Origin of the sequence: Hymenobacter psoromatis (assembly GCA_001596155.1) — a bacterium.
Lineage (GTDB): Bacteria > Bacteroidota > Bacteroidia > Cytophagales > Hymenobacteraceae > Hymenobacter.
The window spans coordinates 787,097-806,011 of record CP014771.1; the positions used below are offsets into that span (position 1 = coordinate 787,097).

Sequence of the window (18,915 nt, forward strand, 5' to 3'; positions counted from 1 at the left end):
ACGCCAAAAATACTGGTATTTGCCCCTCGTTCTATGTCGCTCCCCACCGCCGCGCACGTGCGCCAGCAATTTCTCGATTTTTTCGCTTCCAAAGGCCACCACATTGTGCCCTCGGCCCCGCTCGTGGTCAAGGATGACCCCACGCTGCTGTTCATCAACAGCGGCATGGCGCCGTTTAAGGACTACTTCCTGGGCAACAAGGCCGCGCCCTACAAGCGCATCGCTGACACGCAGAAGTGCCTGCGCGTGAGCGGCAAGCACAACGATTTGGAGGAGGTGGGCTACGATACCTACCACCACACGATGTTCGAGATGCTGGGCAACTGGAGCTTTGGCGACTATTTCAAGAAGGACGCCATCAACTGGGCCTGGGAACTGCTCACGGACGTGTTTAAGCTCGAAAAGGACCGCCTCTACGTGACGTATTTTGCCGGTGATGCCGCCGACGGCACCGGCCCCGATACCGAAACGCAGGCCCTGTGGCGGCAGTACACCACCGACGACCGCATCCTGCCCGGCAACAAAAAGGACAACTTCTGGGAGATGGGCGACACCGGCCCCTGTGGCCCCTGCACCGAAATTCACATCGACCTGCGCTCGGATGAGGAGCGCGCCGCCAAATCGGGCCGCGAGCTGGTGAACGCTGACCACCCGCAGGTAGTGGAAGTGTGGAACAACGTGTTCATGGAATTCCAGCGCCTGGCCGACAAGTCGCTCATTCCGCTTCCCGCCCAGAGCGTGGATACCGGCATGGGTTTCGAGCGCCTGATGATGGCCGTGTCGGGCGTAAAATCCAACTACGATACCGATGTATTTCAGCCGCTTATCCAGTTTATTGCCCAGGAAGCAGGGGTAGTGTATCACGGCACTTCGCCGGCTACGGTCACGGACCTGCCGGCCACCGAGGAAGAGAAAATCGACATCGCCATTCGGGTCCTGGCCGACCACATCCGGGCCATCGCCTTCACCATCGCCGATGGGCAGCTGCCGAGCAACGTGAAGGCCGGCTACGTGATTCGGCGCATTCTGCGCCGGGCAGTGCGCTACGCTTTCTCGTCGCTAAACCAGAAGCAGCCCTTCCTGTATAAGCTCGTGCCGGTGCTGGCCGACCAAATGGCCGGCATTTTCCCCGAGCTGAAAGCCCAGCAGGCGTTTGTGACGCGGGTGATTGAGGAAGAAGAAATTGCATTCCTCAAAACGCTCGAAACCGGCCTGCGCCGCCTCGACGCGCTCGAAGAAAGCGCCCGCGCCAATGGCAACGTTATTGACGGCCGCACCGCGTTTGAGCTGAGCGACACCTTCGGCTTTCCGCTCGACCTCACCGCGCTCATCGCCCGCGAAAAGGGCCTGACCGTGGACGAGGAAGGCTTCCAAGCTGCCCTGGCCGAGCAGAAAAACCGCAGCCGCAACGCCCAGGAAACCGAGCAATCGGACTGGGTAACCGTGACCGAGCACGACGCGCCCAACGAGTTTGTGGGCTACGACCACGACGAGGCCACCGCGCGCCTGCTGCGCTACCGCAAAATCGACAAAAAGGGCAAAACCGAGTACCAGCTCGTGCTCGACCAAACGCCCTTCTACGCCGAGAGCGGCGGCCAGATTGGCGACACCGGCTACCTCGAAAGCGACTTCGACAAGCTGCGCGTTATCGACACGAAGAAGGAAAACGACCTCATCATCCATACCACGCTGAGCCTGCCGCTGGAGCTGACCGCCGCGCTGCGCGCCCGGCCCGACGTGGCGCGGCGCACGCTCATTCGCAACAACCACACGGCCACGCACTTGCTGCAAGCCGCCCTGCGCCAGGTGCTGGGCAGCCACGTGCAGCAAAAAGGCTCGCTGGTGAACGAGAAATTGCTGCGCTTCGACTTCTCGCACTTCACCAAAGTGACCGAGGCGCAGCTGCGCGAAATCGAGGGGGTAGTAAACGCGCGCATCCGCCAACAGATTCCGCTGGTCGAGCGCCGCAACGTGCCCATCGCGGAGGCCAAAAAACTGGGCGCGATGGCCCTATTTGGCGAGAAATACGGCGAGTTCGTGCGCGTCATCACCTTCGACAAAGAGTACTCGGTGGAGCTGTGCGGCGGCCTGCACGTGGCCAACACGGGCAGCATCGGCTACTTCAAAATCACGACCGAGAGCGCCGTGGGCGCGGGCGTGCGCCGCATCGAGGCCGTGACGGCCGGCGCTGCCGAAGCCTTCGTGGACCAGCAGCTCGACCTGCTCGGCCAGGTGCGCGAGGCCCTCGGCAACCCCCAGCACCTGCTGACCTCCTTGGAAAAGCAGACCGACGAAATCGCCGCCCTGCGCAAGCAAATCGAGCAGTTTGGGCAGCAGCAAATCAACCAACAAAAGGCCCAGCTCGTGGGCCAGGTGAAAGACCTGGGGAGCGTGAAATTCCTGGCTGCCCAGGTGCAGGCCAGCAGCGCCGACGACCTCAAGAAGCTGGCCTACGAGCTGCGCCAGGCCGTGTCCAGCCTCGTGCTGGTGCTCGGTGCCGACCTCGACGGCAAGCCCCAGCTGGCCGTAATGCTCGATGACAACATCGCCAAAGCCGGCAAGCTCAACGCTACTACCCTGGTGCGCGACCTGGCTAAGGATATTCAAGGGGGCGGCGGCGGCCAGCCCTTCTTCGCTACGGCCGGCGGCAAAAACGCGGCCGGCCTGGCGACGGCCCTGGGCCGCGCCGAGGCGCTGGTGGCCGCCGGCGTATAAAACGGGGGTATGAATGTTTTCTTCTGAAAAAGCGCGCTGGCGATAAGCCGGCGCGCTTTTTCTACTTCACAAGGTCTGATTGAAGCTGGCTTAGTTTACTCTCAGCTACCTGGGAAGAAGACAAATTTCAATTCCACCTGGTCCGATTGAAGCTAAGTCTTCAAAGGTTACCCGCGCCCGGCATAGCTTATTTCAATTCCACCTGGTCCGATTGAAGCTGGCACACCGCGCCCGACGCCCTACCCGCGCCCACGTATTTCAATTCCACCTGGTCCGATTGAAGCTTGCGCTAAGAGTGAGGGGATAGCCGAATGCCTTCAATTTCAATTCCACCTGGTCCGATTGAAGCCGTGCGGTAGGGCGCGGTGCTGCGCCTGGCTTAGGTATTTCAATTCCACCTGGTCCGATTGAAGCGCTGGACCTGGTACTTCACCAACCCGCACCCCCCCAATTTCAATTCCACCTGGTCCGATTGAAGCCACCGTGACAAGCACGCAGGCACTACGCATTAGCAAATTTCAATTCCACCTGGTCCGATTGAAGCTACAGCAGCAAATCGGGCCGAATCTTCACCGTCAGGCATTTCAATTCCACCTGGTCCGATTGAAGCGCGGCGGCAGCCTCAGCGGCCCTAAAGCGGGCCGCAAATTTCAATTCCACCTGGTCCGATTGAAGCAAGTTCAGATGGCCATTGAGTGGTGCCGCGTGAACATTTCAATTCCACCTGGTCCGATTGAAGCGCTGAAATCAACCAGCGTTACGAATGCAACCGCAATATTTCAATTCCACCTGGTCCGATTGAAGCGGACCGCCGAAGGCCAGGCGGCGCGTCGCCTCGGACATTTCAATTCCACCTGGTCCGATTGAAGCACGAAAGCCCTGCACGCCGAAATCAGCGAGTTGAACATTTCAATTCCACCTGGTCCGATTGAAGCTACTGAGCAGCTTTGCCCTGCTGCTGGGCCTGCTGGCATTTCAATTCCACCTGGTCCGATTGAAGCCCTGCTCCTGCGCGTACTTGGCCTGCGTCGTAGCAGATTTCAATTCCACCTGGTCCGATTGAAGCTTCTTCGCTGACTTTAACAGCAGCTCAACTTCCTCAATTTCAATTCCACCTGGTCCGATTGAAGCGTGGCCGCCGCGGGCCTGGTGCTGGTGGTCTGGGAATTTCAATTCCACCTGGTCCGATTGAAGCCCCTGGGTGGGTTAGTCTGCTTGGCTGTAGAAGTCGCATTTCAATTCCACCTGGTCCGATTGAAGCTAGGTGGGCCAGGCAGCGCCCACCGGCAGGCGGAACACATTTCAATTCCACCTGGTCCGATTGAAGCGTGGCCAGGCGCGCCGAAGGGACCCCTCTGGGGCAAATTTCAATTCCACCTGGTCCGATTGAAGCCTGGCCGCCGCCGTGCGCCGCCGCCGCTACTGCATTTCAATTCCACCTGGTCCGATTGAAGCGCGGAACCAGGGGGGTAGGGTTTCAGGCGGCGCGAAATTTCAATTCCACCTGGTCCGATTGAAGCGGTGGCCAGGCGCGCCGAAGGGACCCCTCTGGGGCAAATTTCAATTCCACCTGGTCCGATTGAAGCCAGCCGCACACGAGGGCGCAGGCTTTCCAGTAGCCGATTTCAATTCCACCTGGTCCGATTGAAGCGGGGTTGCCGGGCAACACACATCTGGCCCTGGTGAAATTTCAATTCCACCTGGTCCGATTGAAGCCCAGGCCCTAGCCAAACAGGCCGCCGAAATTTTCAAATTTCAATTCCACCTGGTCCGATTGAAGCCACTACTAGTGCCGCCAACCGCGTTAGTTACCGAAAATTTCAATTCCACCTGGTCCGATTGAAGCGGCGGGGGCGGCGAGTTGCTTCGTGGCGCGCTGCTCATTTCAATTCCACCTGGTCCGATTGAAGCTGCTTTTTGCTGGACTTGTCGGGTGCCATTTTACCGATTTCAATTCCACCTGGTCCGATTGAAGCTCTGGCCCAGCCTTCCCGGTAGGCGGCGCGCGTGGTATTTCAATTCCACCTGGTCCGATTGAAGCTCCGGCTCCCGCAGTACCGACAGGGGAGCCCGCGTTATTTCAATTCCACCTGGTCCGATTGAAGCGGGTTGCCAGGCAAGACGCACCGCGCGCGGGTGAATATTTCAATTCCACCTGGTCCGATTGAAGCATTGCTCCACCACCAGCACCGTTACCCGCAGATTCTATTTCAATTCCACCTGGTCCGATTGAAGCTAATTCCCGCAGATATCGGCCACGTCCTCATTGGTCAATTTCAATTCCACCTGGTCCGATTGAAGCTGCGGTGCTTGGCCACGTCGAAGAGCACCGTGTCGCATTTCAATTCCACCTGGTCCGATTGAAGCGGTTTCCATATCGTGGCAACGCCGGTGAAGGTGGTGATTTCAATTCCACCTGGTCCGATTGAAGCTCCCCGTCCCCGTGGCCGTCAGCAAGTAACTCGCCATTTCAATTCCACCTGGTCCGATTGAAGCCCGCACCGCCTACCTGTTTCCCAGCAAGACCAAGCCGATTTCAATTCCACCTGGTCCGATTGAAGCGAGGCCAGCGGGTGAGCGGCTATGCCGGTCGGTCGTCATTTCAATTCCACCTGGTCCGATTGAAGCCGAGCCACTTGGCGATGGGGTAGAAGAGCTTGCCGACATTTCAATTCCACCTGGTCCGATTGAAGCCAGATGCACCTCCCCGGCGGCCCGGACCACGACTTATTTCAATTCCACCTGGTCCGATTGAAGCGATTTCGGCCCAGGTGTAGGGCGGCGCGGTAGGATAATTTCAATTCCACCTGGTCCGATTGAAGCGCGGCTTTCGCGGTAAAAAGGATACACGAAGGTATCATTTCAATTCCACCTGGTCCGATTGAAGCCGTGCCCTTCCTGCTGAGCGGCCACGGCGCAAAACAATTTCAATTCCACCTGGTCCGATTGAAGCATTTTACGGAGCGGTGGACACCAAGAATATAGCCCCAATTTCAATTCCACCTGGTCCGATTGAAGCCCTGCTGGCCTGTGTACAGATACGCGGTGAAGTAAGCCATTTCAATTCCACCTGGTCCGATTGAAGCGAGCTAATTGAAAAAAAGGTCAGTGTGTTAATCACCATTTCAATTCCACCTGGTCCGATTGAAGCACCAGCTCGTGGGCCAGGTCGTTGTACACTTCGACCATTTCAATTCCACCTGGTCCGATTGAAGCGAGGTCCGTAGGCGGCCCGTGTGCTTGAACTTGCGCATTTCAATTCCACCTGGTCCGATTGAAGCGACTGCCGACCGGGCCGAGTACGTGGATATTCAGAAATTTCAATTCCACCTGGTCCGATTGAAGCTACCGCAAGCACGAGCTGGCCCCCTTGGACTTCTACCATTTCAATTCCACCTGGTCCGATTGAAGCGATATTCTCTACACGAATAACGATATCATCACCTGTATTTCAATTCCACCTGGTCCGATTGAAGCCAGCGGGTGGGCCTGCTGGCCCCCGGCGTGTACCGATTTCAATTCCACCTGGTCCGATTGAAGCCCCGCCAGCAGTTCGCCCAGGATTTCGACTTGTACCATTTCAATTCCACCTGGTCCGATTGAAGCTCCGGGCGAAATCCTGGAGGTGCGGCTCCTCTACCAATTTCAATTCCACCTGGTCCGATTGAAGCTAAATCGCCGCCGCGAGCGAAATACGTTAGTAGGAAATTTCAATTCCACCTGGTCCGATTGAAGCTGCTGTACCAGGTCCAGCCCAAGGCCTTCATTACGCATTTCAATTCCACCTGGTCCGATTGAAGCCGTTTTGCATGGCCTTCAGGGCTGCCGCGGCCTGCTATTTCAATTCCACCTGGTCCGATTGAAGCGGTAGCTGGCGCGGTAGTGGGGTCGGTGGCAGTGGTATTTCAATTCCACCTGGTCCGATTGAAGCGCCGTCGTCCGCGAAATAATAGGCGGGCTTGCCGAAATTTCAATTCCACCTGGTCCGATTGAAGCTTTGGCCAACAACCCAATCGGCCCAGTCGGCTCCGATTTCAATTCCACCTGGTCCGATTGAAGCCCTGGTGCGCGCAGTCGCGCAGTAGGTACTGCTGCTCATTTCAATTCCACCTGGTCCGATTGAAGCGCGGCCACGTCTTGGCTGCTAATCCAGGTGCGCAGGTATTTCAATTCCACCTGGTCCGATTGAAGCGGCCAACGGCGGCTTTAAGGCGGCGGCCGACCAGCTATTTCAATTCCACCTGGTCCGATTGAAGCCGGGTCGCTGCTGTGAAAGAGGTAGAGCCGGAAGTCATTTCAATTCCACCTGGTCCGATTGAAGCCCTCCTGCCCCACCGCGGGTATCGGTTCGGCCTAAAGATTTCAATTCCACCTGGTCCGATTGAAGCGCGATGGCGGTGGAGCACCGGCGCGGCGTTGGGGTCATTTCAATTCCACCTGGTCCGATTGAAGCTTCTCTACTCCAGCCCTGGGCCACGCTCGTGATGCTATTTCAATTCCACCTGGTCCGATTGAAGCCGCGTACCACTTGGTCCACGGTGGTGGCCAGCAGCTTATTTCAATTCCACCTGGTCCGATTGAAGCCACGAGCAGGGGCAACAGATTGGTGGCGGCAGTTTCATTTCAATTCCACCTGGTCCGATTGAAGCCCGGGCGAAATCCTGGAGGTGCGGCTCCTCTACCAATTTCAATTCCACCTGGTCCGATTGAAGCTCGTGGCCGGCGTCGGCGGCTATATCTGCGTGCAGGATTTCAATTCCACCTGGTCCGATTGAAGCTGAGAATCTTTTCGCTCAGGCCACTCTTGATTTTCCATTTCAATTCCACCTGGTCCGATTGAAGCTCTGGAGCTGATTAACTCCTGGGGGCCCTCGTTTTCATTTCAATTCCACCTGGTCCGATTGAAGCTAGGAGCAACTGCTTATCCTGAACCCGGATGATTTTCATTTCAATTCCACCTGGTCCGATTGAAGCGGTTGGTTTGGGGGTTGCCATAAGTGGGCGGTGGTTATTTCAATTCCACCTGGTCCGATTGAAGCCGGTAGCTGCTTTGCTGGCCACGTAGGCGCTGAAATATTTCAATTCCACCTGGTCCGATTGAAGCTACGACGAGCTGAAGCGCCACAAAATCACGCTCGACCATTTCAATTCCACCTGGTCCGATTGAAGCCAAATTACGAGCGGCACCTTTACGATGGACCCGACCATTTCAATTCCACCTGGTCCGATTGAAGCGCCATTACGACCAGCGTAGCCGGCGGTACCGTCCTGGTATTTCAATTCCACCTGGTCCGATTGAAGCGAGACGTCCGGAGCGGTTAGCTGCTGGCCCTTCGCTATTTCAATTCCACCTGGTCCGATTGAAGCCCGTGAGCCGGGTGATGATGATGTTGGAGCCCAGCAGATTTCAATTCCACCTGGTCCGATTGAAGCCGGTCGAACCCCGCCTGGACCCCGGCCCAGGCCCACCATTTCAATTCCACCTGGTCCGATTGAAGCCCAGCGTGGCCGCGCCGTAGAAGATGACTTCCACCAATTTCAATTCCACCTGGTCCGATTGAAGCAGTCCTGCACGATGGTCACCGGGCCGCGCTGCACGAATTTCAATTCCACCTGGTCCGATTGAAGCCATAGTGCTTGGCGGCCAGCGCGGCTACTTGTGCGTAATTTCAATTCCACCTGGTCCGATTGAAGCGCCATTGTTGTCTTGGTCCATAGAGGAATCGTCTGAATTTCAATTCCACCTGGTCCGATTGAAGCAAAATATACCTGTCCTGCCTGTTCTGCTAATGTCTGATTTCAATTCCACCTGGTCCGATTGAAGCAAAATCTCCCTACGGCGAATCTGTGCCGTGCCTAGTATTTCAATTCCACCTGGTCCGATTGAAGCAGGGATGAGTACGAGGCTCGGTTTATTTACTTGTCTATTTCAATTCCACCTGGTCCGATTGAAGCGCTTCAATGGCCCTTAGGCGGGTGGCATAGAGCTTAATTTCAATTCCACCTGGTCCGATTGAAGCGCAACAAAACCAAGTCGGTGATTGAGGATGCTACGGCATTTCAATTCCACCTGGTCCGATTGAAGCGGCCACCGTGAGACTGGTAACGGCCCCTTGCTCCTGATTTCAATTCCACCTGGTCCGATTGAAGCTCTGTGGCTGGAGGCAATGGGTCTGCTCAATGATGCTATTTCAATTCCACCTGGTCCGATTGAAGCAACCCAGTGGCGTAGCGAGGTGAGGGTAGGTAGCTAATTTCAATTCCACCTGGTCCGATTGAAGCGGCAAGAATGAGCGCGGCCACAACACCGTCGAAAAATTTCAATTCCACCTGGTCCGATTGAAGCGCTCGGCGGATTGCGGGGATTGGGGTAGGGGATACATATTTCAATTCCACCTGGTCCGATTGAAGCGGGGTCGCCCGTGCCGTTGCCGGTTATCTCAATGGTATTTCAATTCCACCTGGTCCGATTGAAGCGAATTACAAAAGTCTCGCGGCGCAACCTACAATATTATTTCAATTCCACCTGGTCCGATTGAAGCGGCGAGGCCAGCAACGTTTTCACCAACAATCCAACGATTTCAATTCCACCTGGTCCGATTGAAGCCGTGAAACGCTCCTCTTCGTCCATTGCGCTCCAACCAATTTCAATTCCACCTGGTCCGATTGAAGCAAAAAATGCTTATTACTGTATTTCAGCAACTTAGAAATTTCAATTCCACCTGGTCCGATTGAAGCTTAAGACGCCAAGGACGCGAGGAAGTGTTCACGCGACATTTCAATTCCACCTGGTCCGATTGAAGCGGGGTCGTCTCAATTGCGCAACTGGTTGGCCTGCGCTATTTCAATTCCACCTGGTCCGATTGAAGCTAGTCGTGTGTCGGGTTGCCCCCCGTCCAGTAATACGATTTCAATTCCACCTGGTCCGATTGAAGCCCTACGTTGCGCACGTGCGCTGTGGTTACCTCGTCGTATTTCAATTCCACCTGGTCCGATTGAAGCGGCGGTGCTGGTTCCATTTTACGAGAAGGTAACCCTATTTCAATTCCACCTGGTCCGATTGAAGCAACAACATGGCAAATTTCTCGAATTATGGCCCTTCGATTTCAATTCCACCTGGTCCGATTGAAGCCAAGACCAGTAATTTCTACGACCCCACGCAGCCCGAAATTTCAATTCCACCTGGTCCGATTGAAGCGCAATTGCAACAGGTGGAAGCCTTTCAAGCCCTGTATTTCAATTCCACCTGGTCCGATTGAAGCAGCATAGCTGCGCCCAAAAGTCGGCCAGCGTCAACTATTTCAATTCCACCTGGTCCGATTGAAGCGCCGGGTTGCCAGTATAGCAGTAGGGGCCAACACTATTTCAATTCCACCTGGTCCGATTGAAGCGCCATCAGCAACAGCGTTGCAAGAAGCATACTGAGCGGATTTCAATTCCACCTGGTCCGATTGAAGCAACAAGCTGCGCCTCACCGACATGCTGGCCTTCGTGATTTCAATTCCACCTGGTCCGATTGAAGCCGCCGCCCCTCGGCGCTACTGATTCGACCACTACGCTATTTCAATTCCACCTGGTCCGATTGAAGCCGGCGGCGTGGGCTTCGGGGTTGAGAGGTTCCATATATTTCAATTCCACCTGGTCCGATTGAAGCGCGTTGGAGTGACTCCTGTGCAACATTTTTTAGCCTATTTCAATTCCACCTGGTCCGATTGAAGCGACGCCGACCCTGGCCAGCGCGGTGATGCCTTTGATATTTCAATTCCACCTGGTCCGATTGAAGCTCTGGAGGCGGTGCAGATTGTCCACCCAGCGCTCCAATTTCAATTCCACCTGGTCCGATTGAAGCCTCCAGCACCGTGCGCAGGTAGAGCATCGGCACCACATTTCAATTCCACCTGGTCCGATTGAAGCGCGCGAAACGGGCACCATCGCCGGGCTGGCGTAGTCATTTCAATTCCACCTGGTCCGATTGAAGCCTGGCACCGTAATAATCCACTGCTTCGGCGCTGGCCAATTTCAATTCCACCTGGTCCGATTGAAGCCAAGTATTCCCTTGGTGCCGACCGCTTTGCCACGATATTTCAATTCCACCTGGTCCGATTGAAGCCGTAGCCCGTTAGCACCGCTTCGCGCAGCGCCTGCGAATTTCAATTCCACCTGGTCCGATTGAAGCCGCGTGGGCGCCAGGCTCACGAGGGGGCTGAATGCCATTTCAATTCCACCTGGTCCGATTGAAGCTCGTTGAGGCCCGTAAAGAGTCGCGCTAGCACGGTGATTTCAATTCCACCTGGTCCGATTGAAGCCGGCAATGGTACCCTGCTTGGCCTTCTCCGCTTCCTATTTCAATTCCACCTGGTCCGATTGAAGCCAGGCTCTTGGCCTGCGCCAAGGTATCGAGTGTCATATTTCAATTCCACCTGGTCCGATTGAAGCAGCGCCTGCTGGCTGGCCTGGTCCGTGCGGTTCTTATTTCAATTCCACCTGGTCCGATTGAAGCGGGGTAGGACTCATGGGCGACGAACGGGTTTGCGCTATTTCAATTCCACCTGGTCCGATTGAAGCACCGCGTCGTCGATGGTCTGGGTATCGAGGTGCAGCATTTCAATTCCACCTGGTCCGATTGAAGCTTGCCGAACTCGATGGCCTTGAAAATTAGCTCCAGCATTTCAATTCCACCTGGTCCGATTGAAGCGTAAGCCTGCTCGTGGTGGCTACCATGATATGCCGTATTTCAATTCCACCTGGTCCGATTGAAGCCCGCCAAATTCAGCGCAATTATACGCGCTAGCGCTTGGGAAACGCTTGTTTTAGGTCCTCAAAAAACTTCGTAAGTCGTCGGTGGCAGATAGTAAGATTTACCCTGGTGATAGACGACCTTGTGAATCAGCTGGTTAAGTTCCTGTGTGGCTGTTGGGGACGGTAAAGGCCGCGTTAGTTAACCGGCCGACGACAAGCGGACCTACAGAATGGTATCCAGCGGGCTGCGCTCGCGGCCTACCACCTGCTTTTCCAGCCACTGCTGCGTGCGGCTTTTGAAGAGGATAACGCTGTCTTCATCCTCCTTGAGAATGGTGCGCGCTTTGGCCAGCAGCTCCGCCAGCTTCACCTCGCTGATTTCGCCTTCAAAAACTGAGTTTTGAATCCAGTGCAGGTAGCGGCGACAGAGTTTGAGCATCCGGCCCACGCGCTGCTGCTTCATATCGTAAACGAGAATAACGTACATGGTGAGGAGGGGGGTAGGAGCCGGGCCTACCACCAGGCTTTAAAGGGTTGATATTCTTCCATTGCCAGCAGGTGCTTGGTCAGCTTGTAGCATTCCAGCTTGATGAGGTGCTGGTAGCTGACGGTGCGGTTGAGGCGGCGGTGCTGAATGGTTTCCTTCAGGCGCTCCTCAAACACGCGCACAAAAGTTTTGCGGCCGGTTTCCTTGAGCAGGCAGCCATCCAGCTCGCGCACGAAGTCGCGGGGCTGAATCTCCTTTTTATTGAGCAGCCGGAAAATGGTGCGGTCCACGAGCAGGGGCTTGAAAATCTCGGCCAGGTCCAGCGCCAGCGAGAAGCGGCGGCTGCCCGGCTCGTGCAAAAACGAGATAGTCGGGTTGAGCTGGGTGTGGTAAATCTGCGAGAGGCAGGCCGCGTAGCAGAGCATATTGCCGAAGCTGAGCAGCGCGTTCAGCTCGTTCTGGGGCGGCTGGGTGCTGCGCTTATCAAACGTGAAGCCCGGCACGCGCACCAGCTGCTCGAAGCAGCGGTAGTACGTCTGCCGGATGTTGCCCTCGTAGCCCATTATTTCGGTGATGGTCGTGGTGTGGGGTAGGGCGGCCACGTACAGCTCGATTTGCGCGATTTCCTCGGCCACTACCCGGCCCCGGCTCTGGTAGTAGCGCAGGTTTTTGAGCAGGTTAAACGCCGCCCCCTCCACCAGCTTGCGGGCTAGCACTAGGCGCTTCGGCAGACTGACGTAGTGGCCCGTCTGGGCCACTTGCAGGCGACCGGCCAGCAGGTATTCCTTGGCCATAAACGAGCCCGTGTAGTGCTCGTAATAGTCAAAGAAATGCACCGATACACCGTGCTTGCCCAGGAAATTGTACAGTGCTGAGTTGGCATCGAGCGAGCCGAATACGTAGAGGTCGGCCACGTCCTCGATGGGTAGGAAACGGGTCTGGCCCTCGGCCCCGGCCTCGTCGTAGGCCGTGTATTTAAGGGTGTTGTCCTGGCGCGAGAGCCGGCCGGGATTAAAGAGGTAGTAAGTTTTCTTCACCGCGGATTGAAAATGATTTAACGGATTTAGCTTCGCCGGCCTTCGGTTCGCCGCTGCGCGAACTGGCTGGGGAGCGGAGGGAATTACTCGCCCGAGTAGCAAAAGTCGTAGTAGCTGCAATTCTTGCAGAAGGGCTTATTGATGACGGGTGGGCACGTCTCCTGCGCCACCAACTGCTCAATGGCTACTTCCCACTCGGCGATGGCCGCCCGGTCGGCGTCCGTCAGCCCCACTTTCTCCACGCGCCTGATTTTGGGGTATTCCAGCAGCCCGGTGGGCTCCACCACGCCGTGGCGCTCCAGCGTCAGCAGGTAGAACTGGAGCTGGGCCACGCTGGCGGCTTCCAGCTTGTTGCTACGTTTTATCTCGTGGACCACCCGCGCCACGGGGTCGTAAAAATCAATCTTGATGCCTTCAATCTGGATTTCGCGGTAGCGCTGCGCCCGCTGCGGGTAGGCCGTTTGGTGCAACAGGGTGCCGTCGGCCACGTTCTCGTGGGTCTGCTGAAAGCTGATGCCGTGGTGAAACAGCCACAGTTTGCGGTGGCAGATGTGGTAGTAGTTGACGTGCTTGCCGGTGATGCGCATGAGATTAGTCAGAAATGACGTAACAGCAAAAGCGGGCTGCCTTTGGAGAGGCAGCCCGCTTGTTATCAGGCCGGTACCTGCTGGTTTTCATAATCGAAAGCTCGCAGGCGCTCAATAAGGTCTTGCTCGGCTTGTTCCAGCGCATTCACGCTACCGTATTCGCCCGGCACATAGCCAGCGGCGGTAACGGCCACGTACAGATTAGCCCCCGCACTTTTGTCCAGAATTGGCTTGGCGGCCGGCCGCTCGGTTTCTTCCTTCAGCTGCCCCCGAATAGCCCCGGCCAAGTGGTTGGCATTGTCGCTGATGGCCACGGCCAGCGTCTCCATCAAGCTGAAGGTGCGGGCCTGGTTGCTGGTTATGCGCCAATTTAGCAGAGCGTGGGCCAGGGCTGGAATGTACCGCTCGCGCTGTGCGCGGGGAGCCAGCAGGCAGGGGCCGAATACGTTGCTGGTTTCCAGCCAGCCCTGTTCCCGAAGGCTGATAATTTTGCTGGGGTGAAGTTCGGGCTCCTGCGTATTGGTGGACACGCAAAACAGCGTCCGCAAATCCACGCACACGTCGTACACGAACAGCCCCGAAGCGCGGGTCTGGCCCGGAATCCACTTCCGGTTGGGCAGGGTGCGGTTGGTTTTGGTGAGCAGGTCGCTCAGTTCTTCGGCCGATAGTTCTACCCCCTTCTCATCGCGCACCCGCACCGGGTGGTGCGCCGGGTGCGAGGTGCGGTCAAACGACAGGTTTTCTTCCTGCCGCTCCAGGCCACCCAGCAACGGGTGCAACGGCCGCATGGCCGAGATGGACAGCGGACTACGCCGCTTTATAGTAATCTCGCCGGTTTCGGCCCGCATGTAGCCGCCCACCAGTTGGTCCACGTGCGCCGGGTCGCAGGGGGACCACGGTTCCTTCTGCTCAAATTGCACGTCTTCGGGCTTCTTACCCTTTTTTACTTGCCAGTTGAAGGTAATGGGAGCCGGCAGCACGTTCAGCTCAGTCGTCAGCGCGTCCAGCACGCTGCGCTTCACCTGTTGGCCGCTCGAGTACGCCTGGTCGGTGCCAAACTGCGGGTCGCGGTAGTATTTCTGGCCGTCCTGCACCGAGAAAACGGTGTGCTCGGCGTGGCGCAGGCCACGCAAATAGATGTAGGGTTTCATGCGAAAAAATTAAGCGGGTGAGATTTCAGAAGAAGTCGTTGCTTCCGCGCCACTTTGCCGGGCCACGTAGCGAAAGCGGGTCAGAATGATGAACAGGGGAAAATTATCCACCGGCATGAGCAAGGCCCGCCGCACCACGTCATCGAAAACTGAGCGGTAGGGTTCTTGCGCTTTTACCTCTTTCAGCAGCTCGGTGAGCTTCTCGAAGAAGGCGGGCCGGTGCTTGACAAAAACCTGCTCCAACTGCTGGCTGGTGGTGGTTTTGCCCCGCTTGCCGTCGCGGGATTCCTCCCGCTGGCGGTCAGTAAATGCGTGCAGGGTAGCCGCCAGTTGGTCGGCTGCGTCGTAGAGTTCTTGGTTGTTGAGCATGGCAATTATCCAGATTTGGTAAAAGGCAAATTGAATGGCGGACTCTTCGGTCTTGGCAGTCAGGGCTTTAGGCTTGCCCTGCGGGCCGGTCAGGTACTCGCGTAGCTTGGCCGGTTCAATGGCCGCCAAGCCAATGGCCCCCTGCTGGCAGGCCCGGCCGAAACTGAATTGCGTGGTGTAGAGCCGGAGCAGTTGGTCTTCCCCCGCACTCTGCAAGTTTGTTGGAAATAGAAACAGCTTGTCGTGCAGGTCACGCACTTTGTTGATGGCTCCCAGCCGCAACGGCACGAAACCGATGGTGCGGTTGGTTTGCGCCAGGCTATACACGTAAGCCATTAGGGTTTGCGCAGGGTACTGCCGGGCCAGCGCAAACAGCACCTGCACCCATTCCCGCGTTGGCATCGACAGCGTGCCGGCCGTATCGGTTAGCTTGATGTCCAACTCATCCAGCGGATAATCCGGGTCGAACTGCTCCCCGAACGCATGGGCCAGCCACTGCCCGTTCCAGGTATCAATCTGGTTGCCTTTCAGGGTTGGCCGCTCGTTCAGAAACTGTCGGTAGTGCGCCCAGCCTTCGTAGAGCGTCCAGAGTACGTCGTCCTGGTCGAGCAGCAGCGAGAGGCCGCCGCTCACGCCCACGCCCAGCGCCCCGCCAATCCACGAGCAGTAAATTTCGTCGCCGCTCACTACCGGCCCCACGTTCGATACTTGCCCCGACGTAGTGCCCTCGACCCCGGCCGCCGGGAAGCCAATCACGAAGCTGGCATCGGGGGCTACCGTTTCAATGTTGCGGTGCAGCTTGGCGAGCCGGATTTCGGCCGCGCTGGGTCCGCCGGGCACTAAGTCGCCCTTCGCCACGGCTTGCGCAAACGGCGAATTGGGCACCCATTGCAGGTACTTGGACGGCTCGAAAAACAGCGGGTACAACTGCTGCTCAAAAAACTGCCGGGCCGTGAGTTGGCTGTCAGTAGGCTGGCGCTGGTTATAGAGGGCCAGCAGGCGCTGGCCAATGTAGCTCGTGTACATGACTAATTCTCCAGAAAAATATCGTACTCGTCAAACAGCAGCCCCAGCTCCTGGTAGTCTTTGTTACCGGGTATCACGAAGGGCAATGCGCCGATTTCCAGCCGCTCGTATTTGCCTAGGTGCGGGCGCATACTGCGCCAGCTCACCGGAATCTCTAGCTGCACCCGCTCTTGCCAGGGCGTTTCCTTCGCTAGGTATTTTTCGCGGTCGGCGGTCAGGATGCAGGCCGACGACTCAATTTCCAGCGCGTCCACCAGCACCGAGCGGGTGTTGTTGCACAGTTCGCGCAGCTTGCACCGCGCCCCGTCCCAGATAACATGCGTGCTGATGCTGGAAATTTGCAGCTCCGGGTACACTACGTCGATTTTCTGCTGCAATTCCTGCTCGTGCAGCACCGCGCCGTGGTCGGGCAATTGGGCAAAGCTGGCCTTGATAATTTCCGCCTTGTAGGGCAAATAGCTGGGGCCGGGAGCTAACACGTGCACCGGCTTAAACTTGCCGATGGTGTCCTTTGTCCGCCGCCGGTTCACGCGCCCGAAGCGCTGCACCAGCGCGTCAAGCGGGGCCGCTTCCGTAATCATGCGGTCGAAGCTGATATCCAGGCTTACTTCCACCACCTGCGTTGATACCACCAGGCAGGGGCCGGGCACGTCAGAGTTGTTGAACTCGTTTTCCAGGCGGTGTTCCCGGCCGGCCCGGTCGCCGCGCTTGAAGCGGCTGTGCAACAGTAGGCGATTCACCACTTTCGGGAACAACTCGCGCAGCCGCTGGTACTGCTGCTGCGCCCCGAACACCGTGTTGCAGATAACCAGCACTTTTTCGCCATTCGCAAACGCCTGGGTTAGAATAGCATCTGGCGCGCTGGGCCAGCCGGCTGGGTTGTCCGCTTCGCGCTCAATTTTATACACTTGGTGGCGGTCGAAACTGGCCACCACGGCCGGCGCTAGTTGCACTTCCGCTACTTCAGGGGGGCCACCGAGGCGGCGCAACAGCTCCGCGTAAAGCGTGGTTGGCATCGTCGCCGTGCCGATGTGCAGCCGGCAATCGAGGCGGCGCAACGCATCCACGATTTCCAGTACCATTGCCTGGGCCTGTGCCGAGTAGGTATGCACTTCATCCAGGATAATATCGGCCCCGCGCACGTCCAGCATCACGGCCTCGTAGCCGGGTGTGCCAAATACGATGGCCGCCAACTGGTGCGGGGTCAGCACCTTGACCGAAGCGCCCACCAGCGGCTGCAACAATTCTTCCACCTTGCCTGGGCTTTCCACCAGTTGCGAAGTGGCGTGCAGCAGCCGCACCGAGCCGCCAAACGGTGCTTCCTGGTCAGCTTTGCGCAGCCGCTGAAACATGGCATTTATGGAAGCCTGAAACGGCAGGGTATAAAATACCCGCCCCCGGCAGCGGCGCAGCAGATAATCCGTTTTGCCCGCGCCCGTCGAAGCCACGACCAGCGTATGCCGTTGCGGCTGGTCGGCGGCCAATAAAGAGAGTGGATATAAGTCGTTTTTGCGGTTGCCGAAGTAGCTCAGATTCGGAGCCTTAAACAGGTCTTTCAACTCTGCGGCCGCGTCGTGTTGCAGGGCCGAGGCAAAATGGTCGGCGGCCATCAGCAGGCCGCGTTCAGCCGACCAGCCTTTGCGCTTCGCCGCGCAGTGCACCACGGCAAATTGCAGGGCTTCGGCGGCTTCGCCGCGGTCAATGGGGCGGGTAGTAATCCCCAATTCCTCCAACACCGCCAACGCCAGGGGCGACCACGTTTCCCAGTCCGCCAGGTGGTCGGCTGCCCACGTCCGGCTGCGCCCCTCCAGGTCCAGGATGCCTTTGCCAAACATATCGGCGGGCTGCTGCATCGGCTTGTGGTGTGCCACCACCATATCCACCACGGCCGGCCAGTCGGCACGGGGTAGCAGGGGCAAAAACCCGAGCGACGATAGCTCGTGCCGATGCAGAATCTGGTTCGGGTCAGGGGGAGGCTTTTTTCCCATTGTCAGCTTCTTTTGGAAAGCCGGGTGCGCTTTGCCGAGGTCGTGCATAGCAGCTCCTAACACTGCCAGCCGCTCATCGCCCTGGGTCGCGTTCGCAATGGCTGCTACCACTTCCATCACGTGCCAGGTATGGTCGCGCAAGCTGAGCGCCCCGCCGTGGCTGGCACTCTTGGCCCAAATGATTGGAGCGCTCATCATTGCAGACCCAGCGGGCGAATCGGGTTGCCGGTGATTTCCAGGCGGCCATACATCGGAGCACCAGGCTGGGGCTTCGAGAAGCGGTTGTAGCCCACCAAAAAAGTTTCTACTCCCGGCTCCTCGACAAAGCGCAGTTCGAAGCCCGGCAGCGTGTCAAATTCCGCCTCGCTCAGTACCTGCGGCTCACCAGGCAATACGATGTCCTCGTTGCGGCACAGGCACAGGTGCTGCGTGGCCGCCGCCCGCGCCTCCGCTTCGGTGGCAAAAGTCAGGTGCAGCGTTGGACTCAGCAGCACGCCGCGCACCAGAATGGCGCGGGGCCGGGTCAGCTGCTGCTTTTTCTTCTCGTGAATCCAGCCGCGCGGGTGCGTCTGCTCCTGCTGCATACTCAGCCCGGTGTAGCTGAGCTTATGCCGCAGAATAGCCGACACGCCCAGCTTCTGCCGCATCCCTTCCATGACGGAAGGCGTGAGAAACTGCTGCGAGTAAGTTTCCCCGTCGCGCACGGCGGTCCAGGGCTTGAGGTAGCCGAAAGGGCCGGTGTAGGTTACTGTGTTCATTATCAAGACTTTTATCAATGAGGTAGGAGCGTAAATTTCATTGTGCTAGTCACAAATC

Annotated in this window: 8 protein-coding genes and 1 CRISPR repeat array; of the genes, 1 reads left to right on the top strand and 7 read right to left on the bottom strand. The window is 57.4% G+C overall.

The features are described 5' to 3' along the window. The first annotated feature begins 33 nt into the window (after window positions 1-33). Window positions 34-2,715 (top strand): alanine--tRNA ligase, encoded by a 2,682-nt coding sequence (locus A0257_03440; protein AMR26240.1) that lies wholly within the window; start codon window positions 34-36, stop codon window positions 2,713-2,715. A 57-nt stretch (window positions 2,716-2,772) separates the two neighbouring features. Then, window positions 2,773-11,475: a CRISPR direct-repeat array (repeat unit 29 nt; unit sequence ATTTCAATTCCACCTGGTCCGATTGAAGC). A 202-nt stretch (window positions 11,476-11,677) separates the two neighbouring features. On the opposite strand, the gene A0257_03445 is transcribed toward A0257_03440, so the two are convergent. From A0257_03445 to A0257_03475, 7 genes are all read right to left on the bottom strand, one after another. Further along, the gene (locus A0257_03445) at window positions 11,678-11,941 is read right to left on the bottom strand and encodes a CRISPR-associated endonuclease Cas2 (GenBank protein ID AMR26241.1); all 264 of its coding nucleotides are present in this window, start codon (window positions 11,939-11,941) and stop codon (window positions 11,678-11,680) included. A gap of 26 nt (window positions 11,942-11,967) precedes the next feature. Beyond that, window positions 11,968-12,978, bottom strand: a complete 1,011-nt coding sequence (locus tag A0257_03450) for a subtype I-B CRISPR-associated endonuclease Cas1 (GenBank protein AMR26242.1) — start codon at window positions 12,976-12,978, stop codon at window positions 11,968-11,970. 83 nt (window positions 12,979-13,061) lie between these two features. Continuing rightward, a complete protein-coding gene (locus tag A0257_03455) occupies window positions 13,062-13,565 on the bottom strand; it encodes a CRISPR-associated protein Cas4 (protein ID AMR26243.1) in 504 nt (167 codons plus the stop codon). A 65-nt stretch (window positions 13,566-13,630) separates the two neighbouring features. Next, on the bottom strand, window positions 13,631-14,716 hold the full coding sequence (locus tag A0257_03460; protein ID AMR26244.1) for a CRISPR-associated protein Cas7: 1,086 nt from the start codon (window positions 14,714-14,716) through the stop codon (window positions 13,631-13,633). Between the two features lie 9 nt (window positions 14,717-14,725). Beyond that, window positions 14,726-16,111: a hypothetical protein gene (locus tag A0257_03465; GenBank protein ID AMR26245.1), complete on the bottom strand. Its 1,386-nt coding sequence runs from the start codon at window positions 16,109-16,111 to the stop codon at window positions 14,726-14,728. Between the two features lie 2 nt (window positions 16,112-16,113). Continuing rightward, the gene (locus A0257_03470) at window positions 16,114-18,294 is read right to left on the bottom strand and encodes a hypothetical protein (GenBank protein ID AMR26246.1); all 2,181 of its coding nucleotides are present in this window, start codon (window positions 18,292-18,294) and stop codon (window positions 16,114-16,116) included. Beyond that, window positions 18,294-18,872 carry a hypothetical protein gene (locus tag A0257_03475; GenBank protein AMR29610.1) on the bottom strand — a complete coding sequence of 193 codons (579 nt, stop codon included), beginning with the start codon at window positions 18,870-18,872 and terminating at the stop codon, window positions 18,294-18,296. The genes A0257_03470 and A0257_03475 overlap by 1 nt, the downstream gene beginning before the upstream one ends. Between the last annotated feature and the right edge of the window lie 43 nt (window positions 18,873-18,915).